At 65.5% G+C, this 14,864-nt stretch carries 16 protein-coding genes and 2 tRNA genes; 15 read left to right on the top strand and 3 right to left on the bottom strand.

All coding sequences use genetic code 11. The features are described from left to right. Nucleotides 1-75: 75 nt before the first annotated feature. Nucleotides 76-2,454: a phosphoenolpyruvate synthase gene (gene ppsA, locus QM741_RS11030; protein ID WP_415207746.1), complete on the top strand. Its 2,379-nt coding sequence runs from the start codon at nucleotides 76-78 to the stop codon at nucleotides 2,452-2,454. 46 nt (nucleotides 2,455-2,500) lie between these two features. Here ppsA and QM741_RS11025 read toward each other — a convergent pair whose 3' ends face one another. After that, nucleotides 2,501-3,952, bottom strand: a complete 1,452-nt coding sequence (locus QM741_RS11025; protein WP_415207745.1) for a hypothetical protein — start codon at nucleotides 3,950-3,952, stop codon at nucleotides 2,501-2,503. A 170-nt stretch (nucleotides 3,953-4,122) separates the two neighbouring features. On the opposite strand from QM741_RS11025, the gene QM741_RS11020 reads away from it, so the two are divergent. The 8 genes from QM741_RS11020 to QM741_RS10985 all read left to right on the top strand — a co-directional run bounded on the left by QM741_RS11020 (nucleotide 4,123) and on the right by QM741_RS10985 (nucleotide 10,812). Next, the gene (locus tag QM741_RS11020; RefSeq protein ID WP_415207744.1) at nucleotides 4,123-4,686 is read left to right on the top strand and encodes an ECF-type sigma factor; all 564 of its coding nucleotides are present in this window, start codon (nucleotides 4,123-4,125) and stop codon (nucleotides 4,684-4,686) included. Further along, entirely contained in the window at nucleotides 4,683-7,376 is a 2,694-nt protein-coding gene (locus QM741_RS11015) for a protein kinase domain-containing protein (protein ID WP_415207743.1), read from the top strand. Before QM741_RS11020 ends, QM741_RS11015 begins: the two co-directional genes overlap by 4 nt. Nucleotides 7,377-7,539: 163 nt before the next feature. After that, nucleotides 7,540-7,615: transfer RNA gene (locus tag QM741_RS11010), tRNA-Ala, on the top strand. A gap of 51 nt (nucleotides 7,616-7,666) precedes the next feature. Then, nucleotides 7,667-7,742, top strand: a tRNA-Glu gene (locus QM741_RS11005). A 175-nt stretch (nucleotides 7,743-7,917) separates the two neighbouring features. Next, nucleotides 7,918-9,174 carry a tyrosine-type recombinase/integrase gene (locus QM741_RS11000; RefSeq protein WP_415207742.1) on the top strand — a complete coding sequence of 419 codons (1,257 nt, stop codon included), beginning with the start codon at nucleotides 7,918-7,920 and terminating at the stop codon, nucleotides 9,172-9,174. 3 nt (nucleotides 9,175-9,177) lie between these two features. Next, the gene (locus QM741_RS10995; RefSeq protein ID WP_415207741.1) at nucleotides 9,178-9,978 is read left to right on the top strand and encodes a DUF6387 family protein; all 801 of its coding nucleotides are present in this window, start codon (nucleotides 9,178-9,180) and stop codon (nucleotides 9,976-9,978) included. Between the two features lie 163 nt (nucleotides 9,979-10,141). Beyond that, on the top strand, nucleotides 10,142-10,468 hold the full coding sequence (locus QM741_RS10990) for a DnaB-like helicase C-terminal domain-containing protein (protein WP_415207740.1): 327 nt from the start codon (nucleotides 10,142-10,144) through the stop codon (nucleotides 10,466-10,468). Beyond that, entirely contained in the window at nucleotides 10,465-10,812 is a 348-nt protein-coding gene (locus tag QM741_RS10985; RefSeq protein ID WP_415207739.1) for a hypothetical protein, read from the top strand. Before QM741_RS10990 ends, QM741_RS10985 begins: the two co-directional genes overlap by 4 nt. 144 nt (nucleotides 10,813-10,956) lie before the next feature. Here QM741_RS10985 and QM741_RS10980 read toward each other — a convergent pair whose 3' ends face one another. Continuing rightward, nucleotides 10,957-11,319 carry a HigA family addiction module antitoxin gene (locus QM741_RS10980; RefSeq protein WP_415207738.1) on the bottom strand — a complete coding sequence of 121 codons (363 nt, stop codon included), beginning with the start codon at nucleotides 11,317-11,319 and terminating at the stop codon, nucleotides 10,957-10,959. Nucleotides 11,320-11,331: 12 nt separating this feature from the next. Further along, nucleotides 11,332-11,487, bottom strand: a complete 156-nt coding sequence (locus QM741_RS10975) for a type II toxin-antitoxin system RelE/ParE family toxin (protein WP_415207737.1) — start codon at nucleotides 11,485-11,487, stop codon at nucleotides 11,332-11,334. A 434-nt stretch (nucleotides 11,488-11,921) separates the two neighbouring features. Between QM741_RS10975 and QM741_RS10970 the strand changes: the two genes are divergently transcribed. Genes QM741_RS10970 through QM741_RS10945 form a run of 6 tightly spaced genes read left to right on the top strand, consistent with a single transcriptional unit; the run spans nucleotide 11,922 to nucleotide 14,862 of the window. Continuing rightward, the gene (locus QM741_RS10970; protein WP_415207736.1) at nucleotides 11,922-12,239 is read left to right on the top strand and encodes a hypothetical protein; all 318 of its coding nucleotides are present in this window, start codon (nucleotides 11,922-11,924) and stop codon (nucleotides 12,237-12,239) included. Then, nucleotides 12,236-12,511: a hypothetical protein gene (locus QM741_RS10965; protein WP_415207735.1), complete on the top strand. Its 276-nt coding sequence runs from the start codon at nucleotides 12,236-12,238 to the stop codon at nucleotides 12,509-12,511. Before QM741_RS10970 ends, QM741_RS10965 begins: the two co-directional genes overlap by 4 nt. Beyond that, complete coding sequence (locus QM741_RS10960) at nucleotides 12,508-12,777, top strand: hypothetical protein (RefSeq protein WP_415207734.1); 270 nt, start codon at nucleotides 12,508-12,510, stop codon at nucleotides 12,775-12,777. Before QM741_RS10965 ends, QM741_RS10960 begins: the two co-directional genes overlap by 4 nt. Beyond that, entirely contained in the window at nucleotides 12,774-13,007 is a 234-nt protein-coding gene (locus tag QM741_RS10955) for a hypothetical protein (protein WP_415207733.1), read from the top strand. Before QM741_RS10960 ends, QM741_RS10955 begins: the two co-directional genes overlap by 4 nt. Further along, complete coding sequence (locus QM741_RS10950) at nucleotides 13,004-13,909, top strand: YqaJ viral recombinase family protein (RefSeq protein ID WP_415207732.1); 906 nt, start codon at nucleotides 13,004-13,006, stop codon at nucleotides 13,907-13,909. The genes QM741_RS10955 and QM741_RS10950 overlap by 4 nt, the downstream gene beginning before the upstream one ends. A 32-nt stretch (nucleotides 13,910-13,941) precedes the next feature. Then, nucleotides 13,942-14,862 carry a hypothetical protein gene (locus QM741_RS10945; protein ID WP_415207731.1) on the top strand — a complete coding sequence of 307 codons (921 nt, stop codon included), beginning with the start codon at nucleotides 13,942-13,944 and terminating at the stop codon, nucleotides 14,860-14,862. The last annotated feature ends 2 nt before the right edge of the window (nucleotides 14,863-14,864 follow it).

Genomic DNA, 14,864 nt, shown 5'->3' with positions numbered 1-14,864 from the left:
AACTTGTTTCGCGGTGCACAAACCGGCGAAAATCGGGTTCTTCGTGCGATCCGCGCGCTTCTCCCGGAGTACATCTTGAGCGATCTGATTCTTTGGCTCGATCAACTGCGTCTGTCCGATCTCGGCAAGGTGGGCGGCAAGAACGCCTCGCTCGGCGAGATGATCGGCAACCTCGCCAAGCTCGGCGTGTCGGTGCCGGGCGGTTTCGCGACGACGGCCGATGCGTTCAAGCAGTTCATCGCGCAATCCGGTCTCGCGCAACGCATCGCCGACAAGCTCAAGACGCTCGACGTCGACGACGTCGACGCGCTGACCAAAGCCGGCGGCGAGATCCGCCAGTGGGTGATCGACACGCCGCTGATCCCGGAATTCGACGCGGCCGTGCGCGCGGCCTACGCCAAGCTATGCCAGGACGCCGGCGCCGAGAATACCGCCGTGGCCGTGCGTTCTTCCGCGACGGCCGAAGACCTGCCCGATGCGTCCTTCGCCGGCCAGCAGGAAACCTTCCTCAACGTCAGCGGCGCCGACGACGTCGTGCACAAGATCAAGGAAGTGTTCGCCTCGCTCTACAACGACCGCGCGATCGCCTACCGCGTGCACCACGGCTTCGCCCACGAGGACGTGTTCCTTTCCGCCGGCGTGCAGCTCATGGTGCGCTCCGACGTCGGCGCCTCGGGCGTGCTGTTCACGCTCGACACCGAATCGGGTTTCCGCGACGCGGTGTTCGTCACCGCGAGCTACGGCCTCGGCGAAATGGTCGTGCAGGGCGCGGTCAATCCGGACGAGTTCTACGTCTACAAACCCACGCTCAAGCAGGGCAAGCCCGCGATCCTGCGCCGCCAGATCGGCGCCAAGCAGCAGCGCATGGTGTACTCGACCAAACCCGGCGAGCGCGTGCGCATCGAGGAAGTGCCGCAGGCCGAGCGCGCGAAATTCTCGGTCAGCGACGCCGACGTGCACGAACTCGCGCGCCAGGCGCTCGTCATCGAGCAGCACTACGGCCGGCCGATGGACGTCGAATGGGGCAAGGACGGCAACACCGGAAAAGTATACATTTTGCAGGCGCGCCCGGAAACGGTGAAGTCGCGCGCGCGCGCGACGCAGATCGAGCGTTACCAGTTGCACGAGCGCGGCAGCGTGCTCGCCGAGGGCCGTGCGATCGGCCAGAAGATCGGCGCGGGCAAGGCGCGCGTGATCCGTTCGCTCAAGGACATGAACCGCGTCGAGGCCGGCGACGTGCTCGTCGCCGACATGACCGATCCCGACTGGGAGCCGGTGATGAAGCGCGCCGCGGCGATCGTCACCAACCGCGGCGGCAGAACGTGCCACGCGGCGATCATCGCGCGCGAACTCGGTGTGCCGGCCGTCGTCGGCACGGGCGACGGGCTCGACCGGATTCCCGACGGCGCCGAAGTCACCGTGTCCTGCGCCGAAGGCGACACCGGCACGATCTATCATGGCCTGCTGAAGTTCGAGAAGGTCACGGCCGATCTCGATGCGATGCCCCCCGCCCCGCTCAAGATCATGATGAACGTGGCCAACCCCGAGCGGGCGTTCGATTTCGCCATGCTGCCGAACGCCGGCGTCGGCCTCGCCCGCCTCGAGATGATCATCGCCAGCCATATCGGCGTGCATCCGAAAGCGCTGCTCGAATACGCGGCGCAGGACGCCGAGACGAAGCGCAAGATCGACGAGCGCATCGCCGGCTATGCGAGCCCGGTCGATTTCTACGTCGACCGCCTCACCGAAGGCATCGCCACGATCACGGCCGCGTTCGCGCCGAACCCGGTCATCGTGCGCCTGTCCGACTTCAAATCCAACGAATACGCCAACCTGATCGGCGGCAAGCGCTACGAGCCGCACGAGGAGAATCCGATGATCGGCTTCCGCGGCGCGAGCCGCTACGTCGATCCGTCATTCAAGCCTTCTTTCGCGCTCGAATGCCGCGCGATGAAAAAGGTGCGCGAGGAAATGGGCCTCGCGAACGCATGGGTGATGATTCCGTTCGTGCGCACGCTCGAGGAAGGCCGCAAGGTCATCGACGTGCTGCGCGAGAACGGCCTCGAACAGGGCAAGGACGGCCTCAAGATCATCATGATGTGCGAGGTGCCGTCGAACGCCCTGCTCGCCGACGAGTTCCTCGACATCTTCGACGGCTTCTCGATCGGCTCGAACGACCTGACCCAGTTGACGCTCGGCCTCGACCGCGACTCCTCGATCGTCGCCAATCTGTTCGACGAGCGCAATCCGGCCGTGAAGAAGATGCTGTCGATGGCGATCTCGACCGCGAAGAAAAAAGGCAAGTACGTCGGCATCTGCGGCCAGGGCCCGAGCGACCATCCCGACCTCGCCCAATGGCTGCTCGACCAGGGCATCGAATCGGTGTCGCTCAATCCCGATACCGTGGTCGATACCTGGCTGCTGCTGGCGAAATCCAGAGCCACCGCAACCTGAGCGCCCGCGCACGCGGCGGCATCCGTCGCGTGCGCAGGCAGTGCCGTCAGCCTTCGCTCGTCCGCCTGCGCGCGAAAGCGGCGATCGCGCCCAGCGCCAGCGCTGCGATCAACGCCAGTCCCGCCGCGCCGCCGAGCATAGGCGCGGTCGCCGTGGCCGCGGGCGCGGCCGCGGCCGCGGCCACACTGGCCGAACACGAGGACGTCGTTCCGCCGTTGAGCCCGCCGCAGGTCCAGTTCCACGGCCCGCTACCGGCGACGACACTGGGGATGCCAGCGCTGCACAGGTTCGGATTGACCGGAGCGATGCGCGCCGCCTGGCCGTTTGCGCTGCCGCAGGCGCCGTCGATCCTCACCGTATCGGCCAGCGCGACCACGAACGGATCGATCACCAGCGCATCGACCCCGGCCGGCGGCCCGCAGCAATTGTCGTCGCCCAGGCCGCCCGTCGTTATCGTCCACTGGACGAGCGTTCCGGGCGGCGTGAACGGGTTCACGATGTCGGGAATGATATTGTAGAAATGCGGCGTGGGGTTGTCGGGCGTGGGGCCGTCCTTCCAGATCGTCACGCCGGGGCCGGCGATGATGAACGGCAGGATCAACTGGTACGTCACCGGCTGGCCGGGCGTGCTCGGCGTGACCACCGTGAACACCGGGTCGGTCAGCGGAGTGTTGCCGGCAGGGGGGAAGCCGGCGGGCGCCGGCGACAAGGTTCCCGAGCTGCCGATCGCGCAGGCGCCGGACGCGCAGGTCACGTTCAACGTGGCGCTACCGCCGAGCGAGCCGACGGCGATGTTGTTCGTGCCGGGATCCGTGGTGTCGAATTCGATGTCGTCGAGCGCGAAATTGCCGCGGTTCGTGCCATTGATGCGGTTGACGACCGACAGCACGGCGGATGTCGCCGAGCCGGAGTTCCATCGCATGTAATAGCGCTGCCACGGCGTGCCGACGTTGGTGAGGCCCAGGCCGAAGCTGCCGCTGTCGCTGCCGTTGATGTCGAGATACATCGTGCTGGGCACGCCCGCCTGGTAGGTCAGCGCGGACAATTGCGTCGCGAACACCGAGAAGTAATAGGTCGTGTTCTGCAGTACCGCGATCGGCCCCTGCGACCAGACGACGACGTCCTGCGCGGTCGTGCCGACGCTGTTGCCGTTCCCCGTCGTGCCGCCGTTGACGATCATCATGTTGCCGGCGCCGCTGGTGTGGTCGCCCATCTGCGCGAACAGGGGCTGATCTGCCTGCGGATTCGTGGCGACGTCGTAGCAGTTGCCCTGCCCCAGCCGGCCGAAGGTCGAGGTCAGGCAGCGCGAGGTGTTCCACCAGTCTTCCTGCGTCGTGAAGCCGCTGTTGCCCGCCGAAAAATCGCCGTTCGTCACGAGATTGGCGGCCGCGCAATACCACGGCTGAGCCAGCAGCAGCAAGGCGGCGAATCCGCACCAGCCACGGGCCGATTTGCGCGGACGGACCGCAGGCGCTGCGGCGGTCGGGGTGTTCGACATAACTGACTCCTCGCATTGACTTTGGGAAACGCTCACCCGCGCGCGCGAGAGCGCGCATCTGGGCCATGCCAAACCTATCCGCCGAACGGTACGGCGAAGTCTCATCCTCACTCGACGCCGATCTCGCGCGCGTTGTAGGATCGCCCGTCGCTGCGCTGGGGACGGGCGGAATGGCGGTTCTGGCAGACGATGCACCGATCACGGCCCTGATCCGCCGCTGGCGCGACGGCGACGCGGCCGCGGCCGACCGTCTGTTGTCGCTGATCTACGACACGCTGCGCGAACTGGCCCAGCGCCAGATGGCCGGGCGCGGCGAAATCAGCCTCGTGCCCGGCGAACTGATCAACGAGGCCTTCATCAAGCTGTCGCGCGAGGTGCCGCGGGTCGCCGACCGCGGCCATTTCTTCGCGATCGCGGCGCGCGCGATGCGCGAGGTGCTGATCGGGCACGAACGCGCGCGGCGCGCGGCCAAGCGCGACGGCGAGCGCGTGACGCTGACCACGCTCGGCCTCGCCGATCCGTCCCGGCCGCTCGACCTGCTCGCGCTCGACCAGGCGCTGACCCGCCTGGAGGCCGCCGATCCGCGCAAGGCGCGCGCGATCGAGCTGCGCGCGTTCGCCGGACTCGAGTTCGACGAGATCGCCCGCGTGCTCGGCATTTCGCGCGCGACGCTGGCGCGCGACTATCGCGCCGCGGAGGCATGGCTGCGCCTGACCCTACAGCTCGCGCCGTGACCGCCCTGCCGCACGTGCTCGAGATTTTCAGCGACGCCGTCGCCCTCGACGGCGCGGCGCGCGACGCCTATCTCGACCGCGCCTGCGGCGACGACGCGGCGCTGCGCCGGCAGGTCGAGGACTTGCTCGCCGTGGACGCCGTACCGGGCGCACTGTTCGCGCAGCCGTTCGCGCTGCGCGACCGCGACCGCAGCGGCGAGCGCATCGGCGCATGGCGCCTCGACGCGCCGATCGGCAGCGGCGGCATGGGCAGCGTCTACCGCGCGACGCGCGCCGACGGCGCGTTCGCGAAACCGGTGGCAGTCAAGCTGCTCGCGTTCGACGCCGGCAACCTGCGTGCGCGCTTCCTGCTCGAACGGCGCATCCTCGGCAACCTGAGCCATCCCAACATCGCCACGCTGCTCGACGTCGGCAACGACGCGAACGGGGCGCCGTACTTCGTCATGGAATACATCGACGGCGTACCGATCACCGACTACGCACAGGCGCGCGGCCTCGATGCGCGCGCGCGCATCGAATTGTTCCTGCCCGTTCTCGACGCCGTGCAGAGCGCGCACGCGCAACTCGTCGTGCATCGCGACATCAAGCCGGGCAACGTGCTGATCGACGCGGGCGGCGCGCCCAAGCTGCTCGATTTCGGCATCGCCAAGCTGCTCGGCGACGCGCCCACAACGCTCGCCGCGACGCGCACCGGCATGGCGCCGCTGACGCCCGAATACGCCAGCCCCGAGCAGGTGCGCGGCGCGCCGCTCGGCACGCCGTCGGACATCTACTCGCTCGGCGTGCTGCTCTACGAACTCGTCGCCGGCCGGCGTCCGTACCGCATCGCCAACACCAGCCCGAGCGCCATCGAGCGCACGGTCTGCGAAAGCGAGCCGGCGCGCCCGAGCGCGCAGCTCGAAGCGCGCAGTCTCGGCGGCAACGCGCGCGATCTCGACGCCGTGCTGCTCAAGGCACTGGCAAAATCGCCCGCGCAACGCTACGCGAGCTGCGCGGAATTTTCCGCCGACCTGCGCCGCTGGCTCGGCGGCGAGGCGGTGATCGCGCGCGTGCCGGCCACCTCCGAGCGCGTGCTGCGTTACGTGCGTCGCCATCGCGTCGGCGTCGCCGCGGCATCGGCTGTCGGCCTCGCGCTCGGCATCGGCCTTGCCGCCGCGCTATGGGAGGCGCATGCCGCGCACCTGCAACGCGCGCGCGCCGAAGCGCGCGCGGACGACCTGCGCCAGCTCGGCACCAGCCTGCTCTCGGAGATCGACGAGGCGATCAAGGCGCTGCCCGGTTCGACGCCCGTGCAGCATCTGCTCGTCAGCCGCGTCGTCGAACATCTCGATCGCATGGCCGGCGATGCGGACGGCGACCGGCGCACGCTGCTCGACGCCGCGCGCGGCTACGTCCGCCTCGGCGACATCCAGGGCAACAGCTACAGCCAGAACCTCGGCGACCAGAAAGGCGGCCTGCGCAATCTCGACAAGGCCGTGGCGCTTCTCGATCCGCTCGTCGCGGCAGCACCGGACGATGGCGAAGCGCGGCAGACGCTCGCCGATGCGCTGCGCGTGCGCAGCCAGATCCGGCCGGAACCGCGCGCGGCGCTCGCCGACATCCGCCGCGCGCTCGACGTGCGGCAAGCGCATGCGGGCGACGAGGCCGCCCTCGATGCGGGCGAACTCGCCGCGCGCGGCACCGCTTACGGGCTGCTCGGCGACTACGAAGCGCTGCTGCCCGACAACGCGGCGGCGCTTGCGGCCTATCGCGCCGGCCTGGCGTTGCAGCAGAAGGCGTTGCAGCGGCGACCGGGCGATGCGGCGCTCACGCGCGGCGCAGCCGTGACCACGATGCACATCGCCGACGTCGAAGCCGGCTCCGATACCTGGCAGGCGCTGGCCGACGTGCGCACCGCGATGCGAATGCTCGATGCGCTCGCGACCGCGGATCGGCAAAACCCGAAAATCCTCGAAACCCGCGAGATGCTTTCGTTCCGCCTCGGCGACCTGCTCGACGCGACGCGGGACTACGCAGGATCGACCGCGGTCTACGCGCAACTGCGCGAGCAGGCCGATGCGGCCCTGCGCGACGATCCGCGCAACCAGCGCCTGCAGGCGGGCTTCGTCGATGCGCGGCGCGATGCGCAGGCGTTCGAGGACATGGCCGATCCGGACCTCGGCGCAAACACCTCGCATGCGCGCGAAAACCTCGACACCGCGCGCCGCCTGACCGAAGAAGCGCTGGACATGCAGCAGCGCATGCTGCGCGAAGACCCGGAAGACGCCTTCCATGCGATGGGCCTGTGCGAACTGCAAATGCGCCTGGCGCGCATCCGCCATCGCCTGCACCTCGCCCCCGCCGCGAACGCGCAGCCGCGCGACTACGTCGCGACGCTCGAACGGCTGGCGACGAAGCCCGACGCGACCGGCGACGTCGTCAACGACGCGGCGCTGGCGCTGATCGACGAGGCGTCCGGCGAACTGCGCGATCCGAAGCTTGCCTTGCAATTCGCCCAGCGTGCGGCGGCGATGACGCACAACCAGGTGGCGGACTATCTGTACACGCTGGCCCGCGCGTGGCGCGCCAACGGCGATCTCGAACGAGGTCACGCCGCGGCACGCGACGCGCTGAAGCTGCTCGCTCCGAGACAACCGGACCAGAGCGAAACCCGGCTGCAGAAACTGCTCGACCTCGAACTGGGCGCGTGAACGTGCCGAGCCGGCCACCCTCACAATTGCAGTTTGCGCAAAGCGAAATTGCCGCTATAATTTGCGGCTCCCTGAATCGGCGCGCCCGAAACAGGGCACCGGGAGAATCCGAAGATTCGCCGGTCCTGCGGAATCCCTGGCCTTTCCGCGGGCGAAATCAAGTGGGGCTATAGCTCAGCTGGGAGAGCGCCACAATGGCATTGTGGAGGTCATCGGTTCGATCCCGATTAGCTCCACCACTTGATCTCGATAGCCGGGTTTGCCGCAGGCATACCCAAGGTTTTCTCGGCGTCCCCATCGTCTAGAGGCCCAGGACATCGCCCTTTCACGGCGGTAACGGGGGTTCGAATCCCCCTGGGGACGCCAATTCAATATAACTAAGCATCACGCAATATCACTGAAACCGCGCTCTGACGCGGTTTTTTCTTGCCCGTAGTTCCTTGAACGTACCGGAACATCACTTGTAATCACCCAAGTTTGGCAGTACGTTTGGCAAGCGGCTATCACCACGGGAGGCCGCCTATCGCCAAAAGGTGGTGCCATGCCGAAGCGCGTTGAGCCGCTCTCCCCTTCCGAAGTCGCCAATGCCAAGCCGAAGGAAAAGCCCTACGTCTTACGCGACGGGCGCGGCCTGCTTCTCTTGATTGAACCGCGTGGTGGCAAGCTATGGCGCTTCGACTACCGCCGCCCTGACTCAGGCAAACGCAACATGCTGAGCCTCGGCGGATTCCCCGACGTGAGCCTGAAGCGCGCGAGAGAGAAACGCGACGAAGCTCGTAGGCTGCTCGCCGACGGAATCGATCCCGGCGAGAAGCGCAAAGCCGAAGCCACGGCAACCCCAGACACTTTTGCCGCCATCGGCCGCGAATGGCTTGCGCAAACCGAAGCGAAGCGCGTCGAATCGACAAACAAGACGATCCGCGAACGAATGGAAGCCGACTTGCTTCCCTGGCTTGGCAGTCGACCGATCAATGACATCAAGGCTCCCGAACTACTCGCTGTGCTGCGACGCGTAGAAGCGCGCGGTTCACTCATCGTCGCAAAACGACTGCGTCAGGTTGCCGGCCAGGTGTTCCGCTACGCCGTCGCGACTGGCCGCGCTGAGCGGGACCCTTCCGGGGATCTGCGCGGCGCGCTGAAAAGCCCCGGCGCCGAGCGGCACCACGCCGCACTCACCTCCCCTGCCGACGTTGGCGAGCTGCTGCGCGCAATCGACGGCTACACTGGCTCACCGATCACGCGCACGGCCCTCGCCCTCTCTCCCCTCCTATTCGTTCGACCCGGCGAATTGCGGATGGCGGAGTGGACGGAACTCGAACTCGACAAAGCCGAATGGCGTATTCCCGCCTCGAAGATGAAGATGCGGACGGCGCACATCGTGCCGCTGAGCTCGCAAGCCGTCGCGATCCTGCGCGATCTGCAACCGCTGACCGGCGGCGCCATCACCGGCAAGCCAGACGCGCCGCGCTACGTGTTCCCCGGCGCGCGCTCGCGGCTGCGGCCGATGAGCAACAACACCGTGAATGCCTCGCTACGCCGCATCGGCTACACGGGCGAACAGATGACTGCGCACGGCTTCCGCGCGACCGCACGCACGCTTCTCGCCGAGCTTGGCTGGCTGCCCGACGCGATTGAACGCCAGCTCGCACACAAGGCCAGCGGGCCGCTCGGTGCCGCCTATGATCGTGCGCAGTTCCTGGCCGAACGCCGCAAGATGATGCAAGCCTGGGCCGACTATCTAGACCACCTTCGCACCGGCGCCAAAGTGGTGCCGATCAAGCGGAAGGCGAAGGGGTGAGCGATGCCGGAAAAGCGACAGCCAAAGAAGATGAATTTCCCGGATTGGTTCAAGCCGCAAAGTTACCTCACATTGAAAAGCGCCTCGTTCAGGGATTGGTGGGCTCTCATTTCAACGAGACGTAGCGTTGAAATCTGGTTGAGCACGCGCACTCCACAAGCCGATGATGCACTCAAACGGCACTTCGGTACACTCGAAAATCCACAGCAAGGCCCGTCACATATCGGGGCAAATATGTTCGGGGTAGCTCCGAACGTCCTGACTGGGAAAGCCAAAATTTTGGGTGATATGACGATAGCCCAAGTGCTGTTTCTCGCGCGAAAAATAGCCAACGAATCCCCGCATGTATATTCGATATTCGAACGAATCATGGAGCAGAAAGGCGCGACAAACGAAGAATGGGAAAAGCTCTATGAGAGTGCCGGGGAATACATTCATCTTAACCTGTCGCTAACGAGAGATGAGTTGAAGGCAGCATTTGAGGCATGGCTGAACGGCAAGAAGCCGCGTGCAAATGCGTCGAAGAAAAAAAGAGCCTTGACCACGGGTGATCTTGGTAAATGGGACAAATGGAAATTGCTTCCGGCCATTGACATCAAGCAGTGGGCTAAATATTCGGGTCAGGAGATCAAGCTGCTCAATGCGCTGGACAGCAAAAAATTTGGGGATATTGACCATGGGGAGCGCCTGTCGGCAAGAATGAAAGACTTACTTTCTGACGCGACTCTTGAGTGGCTTCGGCATGCCGTTGCGAGAGAGCAAAGAGACGCCGAAAAAATTGATGTCCGCAAGCACCGGCCTTAAGGTCATGCCACAGGGAGCGTTGAATACCCAAAATTGACCGCGGCAATTTTGGGGTGACACACTCGCCCGCATGTGAATAATCGGCAACACGGCATCGAGGCGTTGTACGTCGATTACCTGCAACGCCTCAAGGGGCCGGGCGAGCGGCGTTGGGAAGCAGTCGGTGCAGTGGCGCAAGGGCTCAAAGATTCTGGCGCGTGACCTCGACATTCCCGTGCTGGTACTTGCGCAAGTGTCGCGCGCGGTCGAGGCCGGCAACAAGCCGCGCGAGCCACGCCTGGGTGACCTCAGTGATTCGAGCGAGATCGAGAAGGAGGCTGACCAAGTGCTGATGCTTCATCGGCCCGGCTACTACGACACCAAAGCTCCGCAGGGTATCGCCAAGATCAACGTCGAGAAGAACCGACACGGGCCGACCGGCTTTGTCGAAGTGGCATGGATTCCGGAATCGATGCGGTTCGTCAATCTCGATCACGGGTACGCGACATGAGTACGAAGACGGCCAGGATCGCGACGCCTCTCCCCGGCTTCTGTGACGTCTGTGGGCATCCTTTCGCCCCGAGCGAGGACGTGCACGAGTTCGTGTTCACCCCACTCGGCGGTTCCGTCGTGGCGCAGTACGCGACCTGCGCTCGATGCCATCAGGATGGTCGGCAGGAAGGCGCAGTGTCGGCGCCTCCGGTGCGTGCGCAGGTCAATTGCCCGCCCAGGATCAACCTCTCGAACTCAACCTACCAGATCAACGGCACGGTCATCGACTGTACCGAGGAAATGGGCGAATTTCTCGCGCGCTCGGTGATCAAGGTGCGTTTCCCGGAGGAAGTTGCCGCATGATCGACGGATATACACCTGGGAGCGCGCAGGAAAGCCGCGCGAGGGTACGGGAGTACGGGCACTGGCGGCCCCGCTATTGGAACGCGGCAGAGCGCGTTCTGTGCCTTCTCGCGCGCAGTCTTGCAGGATGAGACGTTTTCAGCGTCAAGCGGCCTGCGCGAACGGCGTGATCTTCTTCAACGTCTTCTTCATGTCGCGGTCGCGTTTCGCGGTCTCGGTGTCGAAGTCGGCCTGCAGGCGCAGCCACCAGCCGTCGGTGAGCCCGAAGAACTTGCACAGGCGCAGATCGGTGTCGGCGGTGATCGAGCGCGTGCCTTCGATGATCTGGCCGATGCGCTGCGCGTGCACGCCGATCTCCTTCGCAAGACGGTAGTTGCTCATGCCCAGCGGCTTCAGGAACTCCTCGTCGAGCATTTCGCCGGGCGACACGTGCGGCACGCGACGTGCGCGCGGTTCGATGACGTCGCTGAAGTCCAAGTTGGACAGGTCTTCGATTCGGATGCTCATGTTCGTTACCTCTCAGTGATAGTCAACGATCTCGACGTCGAACGCATCGCCGTCGCGCCACACGAAACACACGCGCCATTGCTGGCTAATCCGGATGCTGTGCTGTCCCTTACGATCGCGCTTGAGTGCTTCGAGCTGGTTCGCGGGAGGGATGCGCAGGTCGTTCAACGTGCGGGCGAGATTTATTTGTTCCAGCTTGGCGCGCGCTCGTTTGCGCAGAATCCGGCGGCAAGGACTTCACCGGCAGGCCGAGGAATGCTGCGGCCGTCGCTTTGTCCTTGAACGTCTTGATCGTCATGTGCAAATAGTATTGCATCGCGATACTAGTGTAAAGAACTATCAAAAGTGCTTGACAGTGTCCGTGGGCAAGAGTAGTGTGCGCTTTAAGGAGCGTCGAAACTCCGATCCAGTAGCGGCACCGCACCCGACAGACTTGCGGTTTTTTTGTGCCCGACGTTCTACGTCGGGAGGGCGGCAGAGATACAACACCCGCAAGGGGAAAACTGCCCGCCGTCTACTGGCGGTTTCGAACCTCCCGACACCCACGAGTGCGGCGCGTCGAAACGTCTCACCGTGGTCATCTCGACCAGTAGGAGACGTCCATGTCTAGCACCAAGGCCACGCGTGCCTCAACCGCGCAACCCGGTTCCGGCCTCGTCATCAGCACCGATAGCCCCCGCGCCGGCTTCTATCCCACCTCCAATGGCGAACAACACCTGTTCGTCGCGCGCGATGGTGTACCGATCGAAGATGCCATCTTCTTCGTCGAGATCGCCCGCAACGTCGCTCGCACGCTGTTGACTGCCATCGCCTCGAACGCCCCGGAAACCAATTCGCCTGACCTCGCTTTTGCCGCCCGCTTCCTGCTCGATGCGGCGGATGCTGCCCAGGCCGCGGCGAGCAAGGGAGGTGCGGAATGAACGCCGTCCCTGCCTTCGTCATCCAATCCGCCGCCGACGCGGCCTTTCCGACCAGGCAAGTCCTTCGCAATAGCCACAACGAGATGTTCGCAGTATCGCGATCACGCGACCTGCAGACGGTTCTCCTCGCCGCCGGCAGCACCGCAACACGCATCACGATCGAGTTGACGCCGACGCTTGCGCTCGAGCTTTCCACACTCCTGCGCCGGCAGGCCGAAACGCTGCAACGCGAGCTCGCTGCCCGCGCCATGGTGCCGGGAGGTGCGGAATGAGTATCGAACAGAAGATGATCGAGTTCTCTGAGGATCAGGTCAAAGCGATTCACGAGGCGTTGCTGATTGGCCTCACGTGTTACGGCGAGGTGGATCGCGTCCTCAGCGTGATCCGTGGAATGGAAGCCATGCGCAAAGCCGGATGCAAGCTCAACGTGGACTTGGAGGAGATTCGCGACCTGCGCCCGCGGCACCCGACCGGCCTGCATGACGTGGTGGGCAGGCTTTCCGAAGCGCTCACCTACATCGCGGAAGGTGCCGCATGAACAAGTTCAACCGTGAAAACTGGATCGAGAACCGCGCCGAGGAAATTTGCGAATCGTGGACCGAGGCGCACGCGGTCTATGGCAAGCACTGGGACGCGCTCATGGATATCGCCACGCAGGAAGCCACCGCCGAGTGCGACGAGGCCGAAGCGGAGGCCGCAATTGCCCGCGCTGAGGGAGTCGCCGACGCGCGCTACGACGACGACATGCGGAGGGCCGACTTCGTATGAACATGACCACCCGCGAACAGTTCCTCGCCGAACGCAGGCGTGGCATCGGCGGCTCGGATGTCGCCGCGATCCTCGGCATGTCGAAGTGGAAATCCGCCCTCGACGTGTATCTGGACAAGCGCGGCGAAGCGCCCGAGCAGCCCGACAACGAATCCATGCTGTGGGGCCGCGCACTCGAACCCGTGATCCGCCAGCAGTACGCCGAGCGCACGGGCCGCGTCGTGCTCGTGCCGACGGCTCCCGTCGTGCATCCGGTGCACACCTTCGCGCGCGCCAATCTGGACGGCGTGACGGAAGGCGGCCGCTTGGTCGAGATCAAGACCGCTCGAACCGCGCAGGACTGGGGCGAGCCGGGCACGGACGAGGTGCCAGACGCCTACGCTCTGCAGGTGCAGCACTACCTGATGGTGACGCGCTACGAGGTCGCCGACGTGGCCGTTCTGATCGGCGGCAGCGACTTCCGGCTGTACGAGGTACGCGCCGACGCCGAGCTGCAGGCCATGCTGATCGAGCGCGAGGCCGCGTTCTGGGACTGCGTGCAACGCAGCGAGCCGCCCGCGGTGACCTCCTTCGCTGATGCGCAACGTCGCTGGGGACGCAGCGCGCGCGCCGGCAGCATCGAGGCCGACGCCGAGGCGGTTGCCGCAGCGAAGGAACTGCAAGCCCTGCGCGTCCAGGTCGACGGGCTGACCGAGCGCATCGACGCCTGCAAAGCCACGATCACGCGCGCGCTTGCCGACCGCGGCGACACGCTCGTCGCCGACGGCAAGACGATCGCGACATGGAAGCTCGCCAAGGCGCCCGCGCGTTTCGACGCCAAGGCGTTCGAGGTCGCTCACCCTGACCTGTACCAGCAATTCATCAAGCCCGGCGAGCCATCGCGCCGCCTGCTCCTGAAGTAGACCCACCATCCTGAACATCGAGAGGTCGCACCATGAACGCAGTAGTCGCCACACCCAACACCAGTAACAACCCCTTCGCCAACGCGGCAGTCGCCGCGCGTCCGACCAGCAACGCCCTTGCGGATGCCGGCCAGCAGCGTGAAATCGCCGAAGTGCAGGCCGCGATGGTCATCGCCAAGAAGTTCCCGCGCGACCCGATCGCCGCGTGCGACCGTATCATGCAGGCCTGCACGCGTCCGACACTCGCCGAGGGCGCGCTGTACAGCTACAGTCGCGGCGGCACCGACATCACCGGCCCGAGCATCCGATTGGCCGAAGTCGCGGCGCAGTCGTGGGGCAATGTGCAGTTCGGCATCCGCGAGCTCGAGCAGCGCAACGGCGAGTCGACCGTCGAGGCCTTCGCTTGGGACGTCGAGACGAACACGCGGCAGGTAAAAGTATTCCAGGTGCCGCACGTCAGGCACACGAAGGGAGGCGCGCGCAGGCTCGAAGATCCGCGCGATGTCTACGAGCTGGTGGCCAACCAGGGTGCTCGCCGACTGCGCGCCTGCATCCTCGGCGTCATCCCCGGCGACGTGATCGAGGCCGCGGTGAAGCAGTGCGAGGAAACGCTCCATGCCTCGGCGGACACCTCGCCCGAGGGCCTGAAGAAGCTCGTCACCGCCTTCGAGAAGTTCGGCGTCACGCAGGCGCAGATCGAGAAGCGCAACCAGTGCCGACTCGAAGCGACCCTGCCGGCGCAGATCGTCCAGTTGAAGAAGGTCTACGCTAGTTTGCGCGATGGGATGAGTTCGGCGGCCGACTGGTTCGAGCAGGAGCCCCCCGCGGCGAACAGCGAGCCGGCACCGTCCAAGGCGGCCGGCCTCAAGGATCGCGTGCGTGCGGCAGCGCCGAAGCAGGCAACTGCGACGGAGCCGGAGCAGCCCGCAGCGAACGGTGACGCTGAGGTGTGACG

The sequence above is a fragment of the Rudaea sp. genome (genome assembly GCF_047601565.1).
Taxonomy (GTDB): domain Bacteria; phylum Pseudomonadota; class Gammaproteobacteria; order Xanthomonadales; family Rhodanobacteraceae; genus Rudaea.
The sequence above is the reverse complement of the archived record's forward strand: the minus strand, read 5'-3'. Positions and strand labels throughout refer to the sequence as shown.

What these genes read in the sequence shown, in the direction of transcription:
- QM741_RS11025 (WP_415207745.1), bottom strand. Translation starts at nt 3,952, where the DNA reads ATGTCGAACACCCCGACCGCCGCAGCGCCTGCGGTCCGTCCGCGCAAA.
- QM741_RS10995 (WP_415207741.1), top strand. Translation starts at nt 9,178, where the DNA reads ATGCCGGAAAAGCGACAGCCAAAGAAGATGAATTTCCCGGATTGGTTC.
- QM741_RS10955 (WP_415207733.1), top strand. Translation starts at nt 12,774, where the DNA reads ATGAACAAGTTCAACCGTGAAAACTGGATCGAGAACCGCGCCGAGGAA.
- QM741_RS11020 (WP_415207744.1), top strand. Translation starts at nt 4,123, where the DNA reads ATGGCGGTTCTGGCAGACGATGCACCGATCACGGCCCTGATCCGCCGC.
- QM741_RS10970 (WP_415207736.1), top strand. Translation starts at nt 11,922, where the DNA reads ATGTCTAGCACCAAGGCCACGCGTGCCTCAACCGCGCAACCCGGTTCC.
- QM741_RS10950 (WP_415207732.1), top strand. Translation starts at nt 13,004, where the DNA reads ATGAACATGACCACCCGCGAACAGTTCCTCGCCGAACGCAGGCGTGGC.
- QM741_RS10965 (WP_415207735.1), top strand. Translation starts at nt 12,236, where the DNA reads ATGAACGCCGTCCCTGCCTTCGTCATCCAATCCGCCGCCGACGCGGCC.
- QM741_RS10945 (WP_415207731.1), top strand. Translation starts at nt 13,942, where the DNA reads ATGAACGCAGTAGTCGCCACACCCAACACCAGTAACAACCCCTTCGCC.
- QM741_RS10985 (WP_415207739.1), top strand. Translation starts at nt 10,465, where the DNA reads ATGAGTACGAAGACGGCCAGGATCGCGACGCCTCTCCCCGGCTTCTGT.
- QM741_RS11000 (WP_415207742.1), top strand. Translation starts at nt 7,918, where the DNA reads ATGCCGAAGCGCGTTGAGCCGCTCTCCCCTTCCGAAGTCGCCAATGCC.
- QM741_RS10980 (WP_415207738.1), bottom strand. Translation starts at nt 11,319, where the DNA reads ATGAGCATCCGAATCGAAGACCTGTCCAACTTGGACTTCAGCGACGTC.
- QM741_RS10960 (WP_415207734.1), top strand. Translation starts at nt 12,508, where the DNA reads ATGAGTATCGAACAGAAGATGATCGAGTTCTCTGAGGATCAGGTCAAA.